The sequence below is a fragment of the Anoxybacillus gonensis genome (genome assembly GCF_001187595.1).
GTDB classification, from domain to species: domain Bacteria; phylum Bacillota; class Bacilli; order Bacillales; family Anoxybacillaceae; genus Anoxybacillus; species Anoxybacillus gonensis.
Genome location: NZ_CP012152.1, coordinates 2,536,930 through 2,556,311 on the forward strand (window position 1 = coordinate 2,536,930; position 19,382 = coordinate 2,556,311).

The 19,382-nt window shown below is 40.3% G+C and carries 12 protein-coding genes; 4 read left to right on the forward strand and 8 right to left on the reverse strand.

The genetic code is table 11. The annotated features are described in order from the left end of the window. The first annotated feature begins 20 nt into the window (after positions 1-20). Positions 21-1,859 carry a stalk domain-containing protein gene (locus AFK25_RS13330; protein WP_035066099.1) on the forward strand — a complete coding sequence of 613 codons (1,839 nt, stop codon included), beginning with the start codon at positions 21-23 and terminating at the stop codon, positions 1,857-1,859. 48 nt (positions 1,860-1,907) lie between these two features. Here AFK25_RS13330 and AFK25_RS13335 read toward each other — a convergent pair whose 3' ends face one another. From AFK25_RS13335 to AFK25_RS13385, 8 genes are all read right to left on the reverse strand, one after another. Next, positions 1,908-7,955, reverse strand: a complete 6,048-nt coding sequence (locus AFK25_RS13335) for a pullulanase X25 domain-containing protein (RefSeq protein ID WP_035066096.1) — start codon at positions 7,953-7,955, stop codon at positions 1,908-1,910. A gap of 314 nt (positions 7,956-8,269) precedes the next feature. Further along, entirely contained in the window at positions 8,270-9,544 is a 1,275-nt protein-coding gene (locus AFK25_RS13340) for a TolC family protein (protein ID WP_240483422.1), read from the reverse strand. Positions 9,545-9,554: 10 nt separating this feature from the next. Beyond that, a complete protein-coding gene (locus AFK25_RS13345; protein ID WP_012576101.1) occupies positions 9,555-10,277 on the reverse strand; it encodes a CPBP family intramembrane glutamic endopeptidase in 723 nt (240 codons plus the stop codon). Between the two features lie 10 nt (positions 10,278-10,287). Continuing rightward, positions 10,288-11,946 carry a beta-barrel domain-containing protein gene (locus AFK25_RS13350; RefSeq protein WP_012576102.1) on the reverse strand — a complete coding sequence of 553 codons (1,659 nt, stop codon included), beginning with the start codon at positions 11,944-11,946 and terminating at the stop codon, positions 10,288-10,290. Between the two features lie 12 nt (positions 11,947-11,958). Then, positions 11,959-14,154, reverse strand: coding sequence for a peptidase domain-containing ABC transporter (locus AFK25_RS13355; RefSeq protein ID WP_035066089.1), 2,196 nt, complete (start codon positions 14,152-14,154; stop codon positions 11,959-11,961). A 478-nt stretch (positions 14,155-14,632) separates the two neighbouring features. Beyond that, a complete protein-coding gene (locus tag AFK25_RS13365; RefSeq protein ID WP_035066086.1) occupies positions 14,633-14,884 on the reverse strand; it encodes a class IIb bacteriocin, lactobin A/cerein 7B family in 252 nt (83 codons plus the stop codon). A gap of 68 nt (positions 14,885-14,952) precedes the next feature. Further along, positions 14,953-15,186: a Blp family class II bacteriocin gene (locus AFK25_RS13370; protein ID WP_128713019.1), complete on the reverse strand. Its 234-nt coding sequence runs from the start codon at positions 15,184-15,186 to the stop codon at positions 14,953-14,955. 501 nt (positions 15,187-15,687) lie between these two features. Continuing rightward, on the reverse strand, positions 15,688-15,897 hold the full coding sequence (locus AFK25_RS13385) for a Blp family class II bacteriocin (protein WP_012576108.1): 210 nt from the start codon (positions 15,895-15,897) through the stop codon (positions 15,688-15,690). A 228-nt stretch (positions 15,898-16,125) separates the two neighbouring features. On the opposite strand from AFK25_RS13385, the gene AFK25_RS13390 reads away from it, so the two are divergent. The 3 genes from AFK25_RS13390 (at position 16,126) to tnpC (ending at position 19,102) form a co-directional block, all read left to right on the forward strand. After that, the gene (locus tag AFK25_RS13390) at positions 16,126-17,103 is read left to right on the forward strand and encodes an alpha/beta hydrolase family protein (RefSeq protein WP_019417539.1); all 978 of its coding nucleotides are present in this window, start codon (positions 16,126-16,128) and stop codon (positions 17,101-17,103) included. Between the two features lie 2 nt (positions 17,104-17,105). Further along, positions 17,106-17,585 carry a hypothetical protein gene (locus AFK25_RS13395; protein ID WP_240485047.1) on the forward strand — a complete coding sequence of 160 codons (480 nt, stop codon included), beginning with the start codon at positions 17,106-17,108 and terminating at the stop codon, positions 17,583-17,585. A 68-nt stretch (positions 17,586-17,653) separates the two neighbouring features. Then, a complete protein-coding gene (gene tnpC, locus AFK25_RS13400) occupies positions 17,654-19,102 on the forward strand; it encodes an IS66 family transposase (RefSeq protein WP_049720885.1) in 1,449 nt (482 codons plus the stop codon). Positions 19,103-19,382: the final 280 nt, after the last annotated feature.

Sequence of the window (19,382 nt, forward strand, 5' to 3'; positions counted from 1 at the left end):
GTATAATACCATGGGAAGGAGTGGTTATTTTGTTTAAAAACATCATTGGATATGCACTCGTTGCCCTCATGATCTTTTCATCTATCCCAACAGCTACCGAGGCAACAAGTATTCGACCTATGCATATCCCAATTACAACAAACGGAAAAGCGATACAAACAGATACTTCGCCGATTATGGTGGACAATCGCGTTCTTGTGCCATTTCGAGCGATTTCTCAATCGATTGGTGCCAATATTTTTTGGAATGCCAATACAAAACAAGTGACCGTTCAAAAAAATAAAAAAGTGATTGTTCTTACCGTCCAATCAACAACGGCGACAATCAACGATCAAACGGTCACACTTGATTCCCCTCCAATTATTTACCGTGGACGTACATTCGTCCCTGTTCGCTTTATCGCAGAAGCGCTTGACGCGAACGTGCAATGGACCGGAAAAGAGGTGCGCATCTCTTGGTCAACTCTTCAAACAAGTGCTGGGGCAGTGTACGTGAATCAAACGAAAGTTACAAACAACGCTATGACGGATGGGGTATATACATATGTTCCGTTAAAAAAGCTACTAACAGCGATCGATGTGAATGTTGATTGGATTGAAACAGAAGACACGATGATCGTTCGCTTATCTCGCGGACAAATGACAATTTCAGCAGGAAAAAAACAATTAGTCGTTGACGATTATGAAATTGTCGCACCGCTTGCACCAATTCGACTAAACGACGAATGGTACGTATCCGCTTCATGGGTCATGACTGTTTTTGGCGCACAAATGACTCGAAACGGAAATAACGATTTATTTTTCTCGATTCCTCGAACGACGTTTCGCAGTCCGTTACTGCCAATCGCCGAAACTTCAATTACTGTCCCACAGCACGTGACAACACCAAAAATGGCTGATGACCGTCGTCTATTAATAAGCGACAACCCAGAAGTGTTAACACCTGTTTCTGTGCCAAATCAGCAAGTGACGTTAGCACTTGATCACGTGCAAGGACAACAAGGAACGATAGACCATCGCGTATTTGGGTGGCACGTCAACAACTTAGGCACTCGCGCTACTGTCGCTATTATCGTTGACAATCGTTCTTCTAACGACATCATTGTCACGAATATAAAAGGAACGTCCCGAACAAGCCCAAACAGTTGGGGACATTACGATGTCGGTTTACCACTTGCCGAAACAGTACTGCGACAAGCTCTCACAACCGCACCAACAGTGAAAGTGAAAGCAGGAACGAGCGCAGTCATTCAAGCGTTTGATGTATCAAACAATCAACTGCTCGGCTTTTTATATGACTTCACCATTCAGCAAGAAAACGGTACAGGAGACTATCGCATTCGCACAGTCGTCACAAGTTCGTCAGCGAATTTCTCAACGATTTCTCCTACGCTCGCACCGCTCGATTCTTATGCGACTCATCCGCGCGGCGTATGGAAAGGAACAACGTTAGAAGCCACGTTACCGACATATACAATCGATAACGAACCAGTCGCCTACAGCATATCGAATGGGAAAACAGACCATCTTCTTTCCATTGCCAATGCATTAAGCGAACCGACCGAAACGGTGCACAATCCCGGCCATTACGGCTTAACGTACCGTCTATCGCTGCCGATTCAAAATGAAACAGGGGAAATAAAAACGGTGCGACTCCGCTTTAGCGCTCGCGGCGGAGCATATTGTGGAGCTGTAAAAGTAAACGGTGTCGTCTATATCATCCCACCGCTTCAGCCATTTACACAATCCGCATCTGTCGACTATATCGTCTTTTCAACTCAAGACGTCATCTCGCTTGAATTTATGCATGCAGGCGGAGCCGCACTGCCGCTTGGGATTGAAGTTTCGACGGTGAGGTAAATATGTATAAATATGGGGAGGGCCTCCTATACGGAAGCCTTCCTTTTTTTACATCAATTTTACTTTTGTTAAAAACTCAGCTAACACCTTCGCCATTTCGGCACGTGTCATATGACTTGCTGGGTCAAAGTTTCCGCTATCCCGTCCTTGCATGATGCCTGCTTGGTATACGGCTTCAATCGCCTGTTTTGCCCATGTTGGCAATTGTTTTGCATCGCGGAAATCTGTCCCTTTTTTCGTTTTACCTTTTGCTGTTTCATCATAGCCAACGAACGAAAGGTTTAATGCCCGCTCGATCATGACGGCTGCTTGTGCGCGAGTGATCGGCTCATCCGGTGCAAACATATGAGCTGTCTTTCCTTGAATGATCCCGAACTTGACTGCTGACGCTAACTCACCGTTTTTGTTAAACCACTCTGTTCCGTTCACATCGGCAAAGCGACCGTCATATGTTTCACTCGGTAACCCTAGCGCACGTACGAGCAACACCGCAAATTGCGCACGCGTCATCCGATCATTTGGTCGATATGTTGTGTCCGTCATTCCTTTGACAAGCTGTTTTGCCGCGAGTGTTTCAATATAACCTTTCGCCCAATGTGATTGGATGTCGCTAAACGTATGTGTTCCTTCCACAACAACATACGTCGAGTTCGTCAACGACTTGACGACGGCTTTATTGCCGCCAACAAACGTTGTCGGTACTGGTGTCAGCGAACCATCGTCGTTCACGCGCACCGCAATGGCACGACTAGCGTCCACCGATTGTTTCAACGCGATTTCGCGCTCAACATATTGAGTAAACCGGTCAATGACACGTTCTTTTCCATTCGCCTTCGCCACAATATGGAACTCTACCGCGTCAGACAACGGTTTCACACGCAGTGATGGCGCATCTTTCACTCTCATTTCAAGCGAGATGCTTACTTGTTCTACCGTTGCACCGAGTGACTGGGCAATTGTTGCTAGAGACGCTTGCACTTCTTTGACTGGCAATTTGTACGTCGCTTGTTCACTTGCACTCACAATCGTCGCTTCCGATTGTTTATTTGCAACTTGTGTAAATAATGTAGCTGGCACATCTACTTTTGTGGCTACACCTTTTGTTAGTGAACCAAGAGAGACGACGACTTGTTTCTTTTCATTCGACAGTTCATTCACAATCGCTTCCACTTCATTTGTTGAAATCGCTGCCACTTTTTCTACTACTTTGCCGTCTTTTTCTTTCATCTCCACTTTCGGCTGTAAAACAACCGCTCCGTTCTCACCCTTCACTGGTGTTGTGCCACTGCCTGGTGTTGTGCCACTGCCTGGTGTCGTGCCACTTCCCGGTGTTGTGCCGCTTCCTGGCGTTGTGCCACTTCCCGGTGTTGTGCCGCTTCCTGGCGTTGTGCCACTTCCCGGTGTTGTACCACTTCCCGGTGTTGTATCTTCTGACAATACACCTTCGCGCAGTTGTTTTGTTTCGATATTTAATACGTAGTTTTTCGTATTTTTCGCTATGGCACCGCCATCATTTTTAAAGATGTCTGACTGACTTCGTTCAGACGTTTCAATATGGATAGCCACTTCTTTTTGATTAGCTGCTGGTGTGAACGTGTACGTAAATGACATGTCGTCTTGAATCGTGACACGTTCTTTATTAATCGTTAACACGCCATCTTTAATCGCATTTCCTTTAATCGTGACGCGTTCTCCTTCTTTTTTCACATCTTCGACAACGACAGGCATGTCAATCCAACGTAAAATATAGTCTTGAATGACCATTTTGTTATTGCCTTGATTGTGCACCGTTACTTTTAAATCCGTGCCAATCGCACCGTATCCGTAATAGCTAACATCATCATCCGATTGATCGTCACGTGTATGATCAGCTAATCCTTCTTGATCCCATGAGCTACCTTTTACGTATTTATAAATAATCGTTTCGCCTTCTTGTAGCTCCGTTGTAAACTCCCAATCTGGCGTTACGGCTCCACCGCGCGTCATTTCCCATGCTCCTGTGTTCCAGCCGTTGATGCTGTTCGGAATTGTAATACGCGTATCTAACGGTGTATAACTTGGTGCTTTCACTTTAAATGTCACTTGAACCATGACAATGTCCGGTGTAATTTCCACCGCATTTGATGACACGAAGTTTCCAGCGCGGTCATACAACTTCACAACATACGTGTATGTTTTTCCGTTTTCTACATCGTAATCAGTAAACGATGTACTAACCGTTGTCGTCGTATGAACGACTTGACCGTTACGCTCAATGACAAGCATATATGCATCATCATCACGGTCAACGAACGACCATAATAAATTGACTTGACCTGATTCAACTTCTGGTTGAACGAGCTGAATGTCTTTTGCTGGTGCTTGTGTATCTTCTGTATTTGCGTTAAGCATAAATGTTTTTTCGTTCGTGTACACCCAGTCTCCACCCATATTTGTCGTAAATCCATAGCGATACGTGTACGTTCCCGCTTGTAATGGAGTGAAGGATGCACGGAATACGTTTGCTTCACCATCTTGACGATCATACACAGCTTGCACGTCTTCCCACTTGTCGCTATTCGGCTTTTTTACTTGTAAAATCGCTTGAAGACCATCAGCTAGTCCATGTTTCGTTACATCAGCCATTTGCACTTTTGCTTCAACTATAATTGGCGTAGCTAAATCAAGTACTCCATCGTTCACTTCGGAAAGTAAGGCAACGTGCTCTTCTGTTAATGGATAATGTGGTACAACGCGACTTGTTTCTACTTTCACGGATTCATTTCCATTTGCATCAACAGCTGTAATCGCAAAGTAATATGCAGTACCGTTTTTCAAATTGTCGATCACAACAGTTTTTTCGCTCGTTTCTTTGACAAGTTGATAACCTGCACCTTTTAATGTGGATTGATAAATACGGTACGTTTCGGCATCGCCTTCCCACGTGAGCTCGACTTGACCGATCCCCTCTGTCGCTTGCACGTTTGTTACTTTATTCGGGAGATCAACGGTTACTTTTCCAAATAACATTCGACCGTCCATCGCTGGAACACGTAACGTCACTTTTCCATTCGCCACAGTTACATCGTATGAATCGTGCAGTTCGTCTACAAGTTCCACTCCGTTCGGAATGAGTGAAGCGGCATCAAGTTCGACCGTCTGTTCACTATTGCTACGGTTCACCGCAACAAGTGCCACATCATTTTCATATTGACGAGCAAAGACGTATACATCCCCTTTAGCATATACCGTCTCAATCGTCCCTTTTGCCAATACATCTTGATGCGCTGTACGAATAGCACCTACTTTTTGATAATGTGCAATCAATTGCTGATCTTCACTTCCCCACGGATACGTACGACGATCGTCTGGGTCTTTTGAACCTGTCACGCCCGCCTCATCACCGTAATAAATGGTTGGCGCCCCTGGGTAGCCCATTTGTAAAATGGCCGCAAGTTTTAACCGCTTTTTACCGAGCTCTTCATTGTAGTTTGGATCAAGCTCGGCACGTTCATATGAATCTGTTCCATTTCCAAGCAAGAAGACCGCGCGCGCTGTATCGTGTGAACCAATTAAGTTCATAAGCGCGTAAAACGCTTCTTTCGGATAATCTTCGCGAATCGCTGTTAAACGCGCATCAATATCTTCCGCATTTCCGTTTCGCAAAAAGTCTAACACAGCCCCACGGAAACGGTAGTTCATAACCGAATCGTATTGATCGCCTAAGAAGTATTTGGACGCATCATCCCAAATTTCTCCAAGAATTAACGGTTGTTCTCCGTCTTGAAGCGTCGGCCCGCGATCATAGTCCCCTTCCAACAACTCTTTACGAAACTCTCGCCAAAACTCTGTATCGACTTCATTGGCAACATCTAAACGCCAGCCGGAAGCCCCTCTTTTCAACCAACTTTTTGCGACGGAATCGTCTTCATAAAAAATGTAGTTCGCAAGCTTTTCGTTGTTTAATTCGCTCGCGTATGGCACTTTATTCCCATCAATCGATTTGAATTCTGGCAAACTATCAAATCCCCACCACGATTGATATTTATATACGCCGTTCACCTTTTCGTTTTCAATATTGAACCATAGGTGAAAACCATACGGACTAAATTCTTGCCCTTCGTCTTTGAACTTTTGCTCAACTTGAGCACGTGCTTCTTGTTCTGATAATCCTTTTTCGTTCATGAGATCATATACAGCTGACCAATATTCGTACGCACCGACTGTTTTATATTTACCGTATCGATCAAAGTAAATGGAATCATCTGATACGTGATTAAATACACCGTCCAAAATTAAGTGCATGCCGCGTGATGCAACCGCTTGCACAAATGACTGAAATTCTTCCGGTGTACCAAACATCGGATCGAGTTGTTTGTAGTCGTTCGCATCGTACTTATGATTCGATGGAGCGTGTGCAATTGGATTTAAATATATTGTATTCACCCCAAGAGATTGTAAATAATCAAGCTTTTGTTCAATTCCTGCAATATCTCCTCCGAAAAAGTCGTTCGACCAAATGCCGTCCCCATCATATCCAGCCGTTCCTTTCATGCGCGGATTGTCAGGAAGCTGAGACCATTCACGATGTTCAGCTGGTTCATTTCCTCGCGCATTCGATTTGGCATCGTCATTGTTTGGATTGCCATTAAAGAAACGGTCAGGGAAAATTTGATATACGACCGCATGTTTCATCCAATCTGGCGTTTGATAGTTTGGATCATATACAGTCAACTGAAACAATTCGGCATTTTTATCAACCGCCCGTCCCCATTGACCTTCTTGTGTATCCTCGCCATATTCTGCTTTCGCTGAACCGTCCATCGCAATAAACTTATATCCATACAATCCTTTATCTTCTGGCGTAAACGTTGCTTCCCAATACTCATTATCATCGATGACACCGACTTTGTTCATTGTATATAACTTCGCTGTTCCTGTCGTTGTATTTTTCACATATACGTTCGCTTTTGTTAAATCGCCTTTTTTCGCTGCTAGTCGAAGCGTCACGCTTTCCCCTGCTTTTACTGCACCGAACGGTTGACGATATAGCGAATCCCATGTGTTATGCGTTAAACGATCTTTTTGAACCGCTCCATCTGAGCCAGTTGGGCTATAGTCTGTATATAACAATTTTTCTTTATCGTTAAAGAAAAACGTAATAGTCGCATCTTCCAATACGTTTAATTTCGCATTGTCTTGCGGATAGTTTTCGGCCCAGCTATTTCCTAATGTCACTTTAAATTCATACATCCCTTTCGGCACACGTGCCGTGAACGTATAAATAGAATCAAAGTTATCATCGACAAGAAAGGCTGTTGATGTTTCAGGTGTCCATCCGTTTACTTCCGTTTCATAACCGATCGCTGGCAAAATCGTTCCGACTAACCGCGGTTGCTTCTCTTTTGGGATTGGCGTATACCATGTAGAATCAGCAATCGCGTGCGTGCGGTCGTGATAGTAAAACGTCACTTCCGTTTCTTTTTCTAACGTCAGTGAAATATTGGCGCCCCCACGTCCACCAGCACCGTAATTTTCATCCCGGCTGCCGTTCATTGCGATTTTGTACTCATACGTACCGGCTGGAAGTGTTCCTGTAAACGTGTACAATCCATCGCCTTCATGCGTCATTACTGTAGCCGTCGCTTTTGGATCCCATTCGCCTGTATGTCCTAACTCATCTTGCAAGTTGCCAACAAGCGTGACAATACGTTGTTGTTGAACAGGCGAGCCGACAGTCACGACACTATTTTTCCCGCCATACCCATCATCTTCTTGATTTTTATTTAATGGATCCGGCTTCCAAGCCCCATCCACAACAAACTTGTACATATACGTTCCGTTTGGAAGCGTTTTTGTTACTGACCATATATGGTCACTTTCTTTTGTTAATTCAATCTTTTTGTCTCCGCTTGTTTGCCAGTCGTTAAACGATCCGGCTAAAAGCACAGACTGCTCTTCCCCTGTGCCGACATAACGGAACATCACTTCATTCCCGTTTACAACAGGGCTTTGCACGTTTTCATTAGCGCGAACGATTGCACTAAATGAAAACAATTGCACAAGAAGCAAAAAGATTGAGAAATAAGCAAAATGCTTTTTCCATCTTCTCCCCACGATCTTTTCCTCCTCTTCTTAAATTACTTATAAAGTGAAACCGTTTGCACAAAGGGGTATAGTAAGGGGGTAACAAACGGTCTCACTTACCAATTATCGTACATAAAAACTTCGAAAATTTCAACAAAACTTTTTGAATTTTTTGTTTATTTATAATACTCTTCTTCCTCTCGTTCATCATGATCGTAAATCTGCTTCACATCCACACTATTCCACATCAACATCCCATTAGGAGGAGGTGATTAACCTCCGTCCTCTCACACCACTGTACGTACAGTTCCGTATACGGCAGTTGACACCCTCTTTTGTGCCACTCATGGCAAAGGAATATATCCATTATAAAACTGCTTTTCTTCTATCTGTAGCAAATAATACGACATTAATTCTAACATGTAGTCCCTCTTCGCTTTGTCAACATTCAACATCAATCCTTTATAGTCATGTTCGGAGATCAAACCGATTTTCCATTGTTTTTCGTAATAGTCTTGCTCTGACAACGTTTGTTGATACACATCATATGCATCTTCGTATTTTGCATATGAACGATCAAATTCATTGTATCGTTTAGCTAAAAATTTTTCTAGATTTTTCGCTGTCGCATTCAATTCAGCCTCTGCCATTTTTACATACTGCTCCATTTGTTGCTTCTCGATTTGGTTGGTTGCCTGTTCTTTTTTATCATTGGCTAATTTAAGACTTTCTTGCTTCTTTAAATAGGTGAAGGAACGCTGAAGAAGATTCTTCATATCTTTTGGCGCCTCAATCTTACGAAAAAAAGAATTAGGGATAGGTTGAAACATAACTTGCTGTGTCATCGGAATATTTAAGTCCACTTTTAGTTGGAACTCTAACATCACTCTTTCTTTCTGAACAGCTTCTAGCTCCTGCTTCCTATTTTTCCATTCCCGTTGTTTTTTTCTCAACTCGTCTTTACTCGCCTCTCCTATCTTGACCATTGCTTCTACTCGCTTTACGTCTTCAGCTAAAAATTGAATCTCTTTTTGTAAATAAGCGATTTGTTCATCGTATGACAAAACGGAAATATAATTTTTCGCAAGTTGATATCGAACAAACTCCTTGGCTTCTTGTTCATCAATTTTCGTTACGTTTTGGCTACTTTCTAATTCTTTTATTAGCGATGCTAACTGCTTTTTCTTTTCCTGTATATCTTTTTGTAAAGCCTTTAACTGTTCTTGAGAAGCTTGGTAGTTTTGCTGAATGATTATATTAAGCGATTGGTTAATAGCAATTTGAATAGCAATTTGTTGATCAATCACTTGTTTTTCTTCTTCAGATGCTTGCTCATAGTTTGGATATAGCGTCAAAAAGTACTCTCTCGTCGTTGGTAACAATTTTAACGGCTCTAATGTCGGTTCCTTTAGCTCATTTAGACTTTCACGAACAGCTTCTTTTTGTGCATTTAACATCGCCCACTTATACGTATAAACGAGAACATCGTTTGATTGCTTTACACCTTCGTCTAAAACATCATTCAATGCCAATTGTCTTGGGCTTACTTCACTTGCCTTTACATGCATAGGGAAAAGAACAAATATAAATATGAAAAAACATAGCTTTACCTTTGACATACCTTCTCCCCTAACTAAGCAATATCGTAATAAAAACAAAGGCGTTCCAAATGACATGATAAAAAATTGAAGTGTATAATGACTGCGTTAATCGATAAAGTACGACAGTAATTATCCCTATGACCGCACCATTTACAGGATAACTGAAGTGTGCTAGCCCAAATAAAATAGACGATACAATAAGCCCTACATAAAAATGATACTTTTTCTCCAAAAAACGATGGAGAACACCGCGGAACAAAAGTTCTTCTTTAATTGGCGATACAAGGATAACGGCTAACCCTATCAGAACGAAATCGAGGGTACTTTGTGCTCCTTGCAGCCCCATTACTTTCCCTTGTGCTTCCGGGTTTTCAAATCCAATCACACGGAATGAAAGAAATTGCATCACAAATGTCACAAAAATCGCCAGTATGATATACAAATACGTTTTTCCTTTATAAATTGCCTTTTTGTCAAAACTTCCTTTAAGAAAGACACGAACTTTTTTAAATAAAAAGAGGACAGCAACAAACATAAGCGCATCAAAAAGGAGCCCCATATACCCTTCAAATATATTCATAATTCCTTCATTATTTGTTACACCACCAATAATGCCAAAAATAAAGCCGACCGCAAAGGACATTCCAAAAAACGAAAGAAAAAATAAAATCATTGTTTTCCATGACAACACATCTTCTCTTCCTTCTATAACTGATGTTTGTTCTTGCTCCTTTTGCAGTAATTCACTCATGTTTCCACTCCTATTCTTTTAAATTTATCTTTTCTAAAAGATAATGCAAAATTTTTTTCGAATCTGTAACAACAATTGCTTCTGCTTGCATTCCAACTTTAATCTTTGCTTTTTTTCCTTTATAACTTTGCAAACTTTCATTTGGAACTGTTGCTTCCACGATATAGTAGCTTATCCCGTCCTCTGGATTAACCGTTGAATCTGTGCTTATTCGTACAATTCTTCCCTCGATCTCCCCATATTCTCGATATGGAAGAGCAGCAAAATGATAGTTTGCTTTATCACCAACTTTCATTTTGCTTATATCTTTATTCAGTACATAAATGATCATTTTATATTGGGACTGTCGATCTGGAATGACCGTTAAAATCGGATCATTGGGGTGAATAATATCTCCCTCATTCACGTCCTTTATAATATTGACAACTCCATTAATCGGTGCAATAATGCGATAGTTTCGAAGTTGAACTTCAATGTCTTTTTTCTTTCCTTCAAGATCTTTCACTAGCTTTTCCTGTTGCTTTATCGCTTCATTAATCTCTACTAGTTTATCTGTCTTAAATTTTGCTAATGAGATTTCCTCCAGCTCCTGCTGCAAAGAAATTTCTTGATATAGCGATTTCGTTTTCTGCTGCAAGTCGTTTTTTAATAATTGAATACCTTGTAACTGTGGTTCGATTGTATTCGCATTTTTCAACTTTTGTAATTGAATAGTGAGTTCATTCAACTTCTGCTTATTCCTCTCTATCTCTAACCGAACCGATTGTAATTTTCCGTTTATATAATTTTCTAAATCCAATTTAGCCATTTCATACTCTATTCTACTCTGCTCAATTTTACTTTTTGGAATGTATTGTTCGCCTAAAAAAACGAAGCGATTATACTCATCTTTCTTTTGCTGTAACGCTTTTTGTAGTTTGAAAACCGTTTGGTGAAAGTCTATGTATTGATTCGCATAAACTGATGTAGCACTCGCTACATAATTTTTATTTTCTAAATAGCTTTTTTCAAGACGTTGTAAATTTTGAATAACATCACGCAACCGTTCTGTTTCTTCGTATAACGATTGGATAGTGATTTTCTGCTCTCTCTGCGTCGCAAAAAGTACTTGTTCTTTTTCCTTTGCCTCATTTTGTGAGCGATGCAACTCTTGTGTCTCTTTCATTAATCCTAATCGAATTTGCCTCAGTTCACCGCTCAGTTTCTCATAATCTACAACATACTTCATGTACGCTTCGTAATAGTCATTGTTATTTTTTTTAAATAAATTCCTATGTTGCTCGACGCTTTTTTTAAACGTACGTAGCTGCTCCAATTCTTCTTTCGCTTGTTCAAATTGTTGCTCAACCACTTGTTTTTGAACATCAAGTTCGCTTGCATCTAGTTCAAGTAATACATCTCCCACCTGTACTTTCTTTCCTTGTACATAGTTGACACGCTTTATCTTTGAAGATACAGACGTCTGAATTGTACTAACGTTTTCGTTTGGTCGAACAACAGCTTTCGCTTTCGCAACAACATCCATCTCTCCGAAGTAAGCCCACAATATAAGTGAAATGACAAACAAACATAACAAAGAAATGAAAATAGGAACAAACGGATGCGGTTTAGCTTCTAATAGCTCCCTACTATCCGTTAACTCACTTATCTCTCGTATATAAACGTTCATTTTTCACACCCTTTACATGAGTACCGATTGACTGGATTCATATGGGATTTGATTTTTCCATAGCTCATAATACTTTCCTTTCATACTCATCAATTCATCGTGTGTTCCGATTTCAATAATATGACCGTGCTCCATGACACAAATTTTGTCACATCTCATAATCGTGCTTAAACGATGGGCGATAATGATAGTCGTTATCTCACTGCAATATTCATAAATCGTTTCAGATATCGCTTTTTCTGTTGTCGAATCAAGATTGCTCGTCGCTTCGTCCATTATTAAAATATCAGGCTTTTTTAAAATCGCTCTTGCGATCGCTAGACGCTGTTTTTGTCCGCCAGATAAATTAGACGCGTTTTCCTCAAGCATCGTTTGATAACGTAACGGCAGTTGATTAATAAATTCATGGGCATGACACGCTTTCGCTGCAGCAATAATTTCCTCTAACGAAACTTCTTGCTCCATGCCTAAACATAAATTTTCTTGAATTGTCCCGCTAAAGAAAAAGTTTTCTTGTGGAATGTACGCAATTTTTCGTCTTAATCTTTCTAAGTCCATATCCTTAATATTGATATCATTAATTAAAATATCTCCTTTTTCATAGTCATAAAACCGCATAAGCAGCTTCACAAGCGTCGTCTTTCCCGAACCGCTCTCGCCGACGAGTGCTATTTTTTCACCTTGACGGATATGAAGGTTAATATTTTTCAATACGACATCTCTTGTCCCATAGCGAAATTGTAAATCTCTCATAACAATGTCGCCTTTTAAACTTTCCACTTTTATTTTTTTCTCTTCATTGTTTGATTTTTCGATTTCTAAATCTAAAATTTCCCCTAATCGATCTGCCGCAACAACGGCTGATTGAATCATTGGCTGTAAATTAATTAAATTTTGAATTGGCTCAAGGAAATACGCTAATAAAGCGTTATAGGCAATCAATTGTCCAACCGTCATATTTCCTTTTAGTACCTCATTTGCCCCAACCCAAAGAATGATGATTCCTCCAACAAGTTGCAAATATGTTTTTAATGATGATTGAAAATTGTTCATCATCCCGTGCGAAAATACAGTCTTTAGAAACGAAATAAACTTTTGCTCTGTTTTAAACTTCGCTTCTTCTTCCGCATTATACGCCTTTACCGTCTCAATTCCGTTCATTGACTCTACAATATAAGATGTTAATTCCGCATTTTTCTCCATTTCTTTTCTATTGACATTTTCAAACGGTTTACGGAACGCCCATACAATCAACGCATATAACGGAACTAACAAGGCCGTCACACCGAACAGAAACGAATTTTGTGCATACAAAATTGCACCACCGATGATGACCATAAGCGTGTCAATCATAATTGTCAACGTGGCACCCGAAATGGCATCTCGAACTTTGGAGGCATCTATTAACCTTGAAATAATTTCCCCTACTTTTCTCGTATTGAAAAAACTCATCGGGAGCGACAAAACGTGGTGATAATATCCTAAAACAAGCCCAAGATCTAACTTTTGGCTTAAATAAATTAAAAGATATGTACGAAATGCATTCAACAATACTTTAAACGTATATAAAACAATCATGCCTATAGATAAAATATGTAACGTTTTTTGGAGATTTTCTGATAAAATATCATCAATTAAAAACTGAAAGTAAAAAGAACCGACAACTCCGAGTATCGTGAATAAAACACTCGCTAAAAAAATTTGCAGAAGAATGCCTTTTTGCGGCTTAAGCATGCCAATGAAACGCTCAAATAATCCTTTCGTTTCGTCTCTTTTTTCAAATGTTGGGGCTGGTACGAGCAATACAAGAATCCCCGTCCATATTTGAAAAAACTCCTCAGGCGACATTTTCTTTAACCCTTCGGCCGGATCGGCAATAACAATTTCTTTGTTTGTAATTTTATGAATGACAACGTAATGCAGTAGACTTTGATTCACAATAACATGAGCAATCGCTGGCAATGGAAAAGGTTGAAAAAGGCTTTCTTGATTCCCGCGAACCCCTTTGGCTGTAAACCCAAGCTGCTCTGCAGCTTTAATTAAACCGTATAAATTCGTTCCTTGTTTATCTGTGCCAGCAACTTCCCTTATTTTCGATATCGGCACTTTTAAACCGTACTGTTTGCATACCGTAGCCAAACAAGCCGGACCGCAGTCTTTTATATCGTGTTGTTTGATGCAGTAGTATTTGCTGAAAAAAGAAAGCATAGTAACTACACCTCAAAAAGTTAAAAAATGAAAGAAGAACATTTATAAAATCACATACCATCCCTCTTTATTATCTTTACTGTTTCAAATGCTAAAAATCCAAAAACTATCAATCCTATTACGATCATAAATGTATTTTGCACTTCATTCGATTCATCAACGATTCCTTCTGGAAGCAGTCCATCAATACACAGCAACGAGAACAGAAACAACTCAAAAATAAAAAAAGGGATATAAATCTTTTTTTTACTCACGTAATAAAAATAAGCGATTAAACAAAACATAAAATAATTCGCAAACGCCAATGGATCCCAGATCCTTAGAACAATAACGAAAGCACCTAACAGGATATTAATAAAAATGATGATCATAACAAAAATGTGCGTATTCCCTTTCAACGATAACTCCCTTTCTTCCTCTACTCATGGTGCTTAACTAACACCATGAATAGAGGAAACTAAGAATTTATTGAGGCTGTTTATCCATCATATCCAAGATATCCACCAACAACTGCACCGACAACTGCACCTGCCACAACTCCCCATGGACCACCCAGTCTTCCAAATCGGACCCCTTGTTGCGCTCCTCTGACTGCTGATGCTACTATTGGAGATAGCGTTCCGGCGCCAATAACTGCATTAGTCCATGAACCGCGTCCACCATCTATTTCTTTTAATTCCTCTTCAGAAAGAAAGGAAATAGAACCGTTTTTTTCTAACATTAACTCCATAGTAAAAACAACCCCTTCCATATTTTTTTGATCTTAATTTTCAAAAGCATTGTTGTGCTATTCCCTGATCATTTTCTCCTATTAGAAGAGTCAAGAAGAACACCGATTGCATATGCGACTGCCCCATAATGTGCACCTACAAATCCTCCTGCGGCTGCGCCAAGCGGACCTCCAAACGATCCACCAATTACAGCTCCAGTGGTTCCAAATCCAGATACTACTCCTACCAAATTAACAACATGTGATTTCCATGACCCACCATCAATACCTTGCAACTCAACATGATTCAATTCTTGGAACATTCTCATCCATCCTTCTAATTTGTTTTTTTCTTCATATACATAAAAAAAGAAATAGAAAATGCCAAAAAAGAAACTATCAATAGCACTATTTTTTTATCTGAAAAACCTTCTTTGTTAGAGAATAAAGGTATTCCATGAACTATCATCTGTATAAAAAATACGATTACAAGCAATAAATAAGTTTTTTTACTCACCTCTGTCACTCTTCTCTAATTTTTTTATATTCTCAATTTTAAGTAGCGAATAACAGTAAAATCACCATATTAATTGGTATACTTGCAATTGTAAAGATCCCGATATACTCTTTGGGATTTCTCCCCCTTTTTTTAGTCAAAAAAAACTCTAATCCTAGGTTACTAAACGTGATTAGTATAACGAGCCACATAAAGAGTATTTTATTCCCGTTATATAGTGAATTTACAAAAAGAGGGGAGAGAAGTATAAGAAACGTCAGTTGCTGAAAACTTCCCCTTGAAAAAAGGCTTATTCCTTCTTTTTTAATCATTTCAAACAACCCGCCGCAGCCGAAGCGCCCAACCATGCTCCCCCTACGAAAGTACCAAGCACCCAACCTACTGGTCCACTTACACCAGCAAAGGTCATAAGCCCTGTAAACGCCGCTGTATGAGCAAATGCAGCAACAGAAACTTTTCCGCAAGCACTAATTCCTCCATCAATTGATACTAGCTCATCAGCTTTCAACTCTTTCATGACTCACCCCTCCATAATTTCCAGATTTATGTATACGACACCATTTTATCCCCATCACCCCAAACTGTAAAGTACTAATTTTTTTAGTACCTTTCCCCTTAAAGGAAAATAAAAGTTATTAAAGGTAAATTTTTAAAAAATATATTGAACTTTCTTGTAAGTCATGCTACCATGAAATCGTCATTTTTTACCTTTCTGTCAAAGGGAAGTGAGAGTATTCGTAAGTGGATGGCACATTCATTAGATCGAATGGGTTTGTATTTATTACATCGTCAAAAAAGTCAGCAGTCGCAATTTACGCGTTATGATCGATCACTTCTTGAACAGGCAAACTGGGATATCGTGTATCCGACACCTGACGTACCAGAAGTTCACTTTGAGCATATGCATAAACAAATGAATTATGAAATTCAACGTTTTTCATTTCAAAGTCCAATGAAATTCGGGAATGAAATAAATGATCGAGTTCAAGGAAATGTTTATTTCCACTCTTCTCAATCTCCTATTCACGTTATTGTTGTCCATGGTTGGAGAATGGATCAATGGGAGAAAATCAACCGATTGTTTCTAAAACCTTTCAACAAATCGGGATTTCATATGTGGCAGATGATGCTTCCTTTCCATTTTGATAGAGCGTATTCCTCATATAGCGGGGAATATATGATTAGTGCAAATATAGAACGCTCTATTTTTTCGGTTAGGCAAGCTGTCATGGAAATTCGCTCACTTATTCGCTGGATTAAACAAAACAAAGGTGGAAGCGTCATCTTAGTCGGAGTAAGTTTAGGGGGGCTAATGACGAACCTAGTCGCTACCGTCGAGGAATATGCTGATGCGGTTATTTCTATTATGTATGCCAATAGTTTATCCTATGCTGTTTGGCATACACCGATTGGGAAATACATTAAGCAAGACTTGCAAAACAATGGAGTTACTTATGATATGCTGAAAGAATATTGGGAAATTCTCGAACCAATTTCCCAAAAACCGAAGATCGATCGAAATCGTATTTTATTCATTGCCGGACGATATGACCAATACGTCCATTTTGAAGATGCCTTAGCGTTACAACAAGCATGGAACATCTCAAACTTTATTTCTTATCGTTGCGGACACGCTGGCATTATTTTTCACCGAAAAAAAATTGCCAATGATGTGTTGTCCTTTATTCACCGTACACTTTCACTATCTCCAAGGAGTGTATGATTTTGCTTCTATTATTCGTACTGTTATGGATTGGTGGAGCGATTGTTTTACTTATAGACCATAAAAATTCAGCCTCAAAATGGGCAAGCGTTATTGCTTTTGTCGGTGGTTTCGGTGGATTATCTGTTGTCATCGAAGAAAATATGATGCCGTACTCCGCTTCCTCTACCGTTGTAAAGCTCATCGTAGATTTACTATCATTCATTTGCCATTATGTAACACCTTATGCGTTTCTTATGTTTTCGATTACATATTCTGGACTTTTTTCGTTGATTTATCAAAAGCGATTAACATACATTCTTTTAACACCAATTTTATTTATGGCAATAAAATACCCGATATATCCAATTTCTGTCCCTTACCACATCGCATTATGGTGGGTAGCACCTTATATTGTATTTGGAATATGTCTTCTTTTATTGTCTTATATAAAGGAAACACACCCTATATTAAAAAGAAGTAACTATTCAGCCACATCATAAAGTGAGCTGAATATTTTTTGCTTTTCCTGTCTATGATGTGAATATTGATAGACAAGGAGGTGAATCACATGTTGACGGTACAACAAGCTGTATTTACAGTTGAGGGCTTAATCGGCAAAGTCCAACAACAAAAACAGCTCATTCATCAACTCATTCAAGAAAATGAACATTTGCGTCAAGAAAACAAACAGCTACGCAAAGAAAATGAACAACTCAAGCATCGCGTTCAAGAGCTGGAAGCACGCACGAAAAAAAACAGCTCCAATAGCCATTTGCCCCCATCTTCTGACCGTTTTGAGAAAAAGCGTTCCTCCCGCGAGCCGTCTGGCAAAAAGCCCGGTGGGCAAGAGGGACATGAGGGGACGACGCTCCGTCAAGTGGAACATCCACATCATCGTGTCGTCCATCGCGTACATACGTGTCAAGGATGTGGGGCTTCTTTGCGTGACGTCAAACCGTTCAAAGTCGATGTCCGTCAAGTGTTTGATCTGCCTCCCGTGTCGATTGAAGTGACACAACATGAGCGTGAAGTGAAATCATGTCCGCATTGTCGATGCGTGCAACAAGCGGAGTTTCCACCACATGTCACGAATCATGTGCAATACGGTCCACGTCTTACTGCGCTCGTTGTTTATTTGCATCATATCCAATTGATCCCTTACAAGCGTTTAAGTGATACAATCGAAGCGTTATATCAACACTCGGTTAGTACAGGAACCCTTGCCAATATGGTGAAACGAGGACGCGAAGCGCTGGAATCCAATATGGACATGATCGAAGACGCCTTACTTGACTCTAACATCTTGCATGTCGATGAAACGAGTTTGCGCATCAATGGTAAACTCGCATGGGTGCATGTCGCATGTACGTCGACATATACGTACTTGGCTTTTCACGCTTCTCGTGGAAAGAAAGCAACGGATGAGATCGGGATTCTTCCACAATACAAAGGGACGATGATGCATGATGCATTCGGTACGTATCCGAGATACACGAAAGCCACACATGCTCTTTGCCATGCCCATCATTTACGTGAGCTAAAAGGCTTCATCGAACAAGGCCATACATGGGCATCGCGCATGACCACGTTTCTGTTAGCCGCCAAACAGGCAGTCGAAGCGCATCACGGTGCACTTTCCGAAGAAGAAGCGAAACGATGGGAACGAGTGTATGATCGTATCCTAGCGAAAGCACAGCACCGATTGGAAACGATGACACCTCTTCCGAAAAAAGCACTCGCTTTTATTCGACGGCTTCAAAAACGAAAGGAAGAAGCGCTGCGTTTCTTATGTGAAGTGCATGTTCCCTTTGACAATAACCAAGCCGAGCGAGATCTTCGCATGGTCAAAGTCAAAGAGAACATCTCGGGTACATTTCGTGACGAAACGTTCGCGCAGTCGTTTTGCATCGCAAGAAGCATCGTTTCCACACTTACGAAACACGAAAAAAACGTGTGGGACTCGTTGTGTCTTCTGTTGGCAGGCGAAACGATCGATCGAGTTCTTTCCGCTACCTAGGGCATTTTCTATGACCGAAATGCCCTATTTGTGCTGGGCTTTTTTATACACTAGCACGGGGGTGAATAGTTACAAAAAGAAATCGTTTCTTTACAAATCTTATTTTTATTCCTCCAATCTCATTTGCATTAATAACAAATTATATTTTACGTGCTTTCGGCGATCACGATAGTTGGCGCTATAACACGGATATGATTATTATTTCTTTTAGCTTTTTTATTGTTTCCTTATTCAAATATGGGATATTGCATATTCGTTTGAACATTCATCGTCTATATTG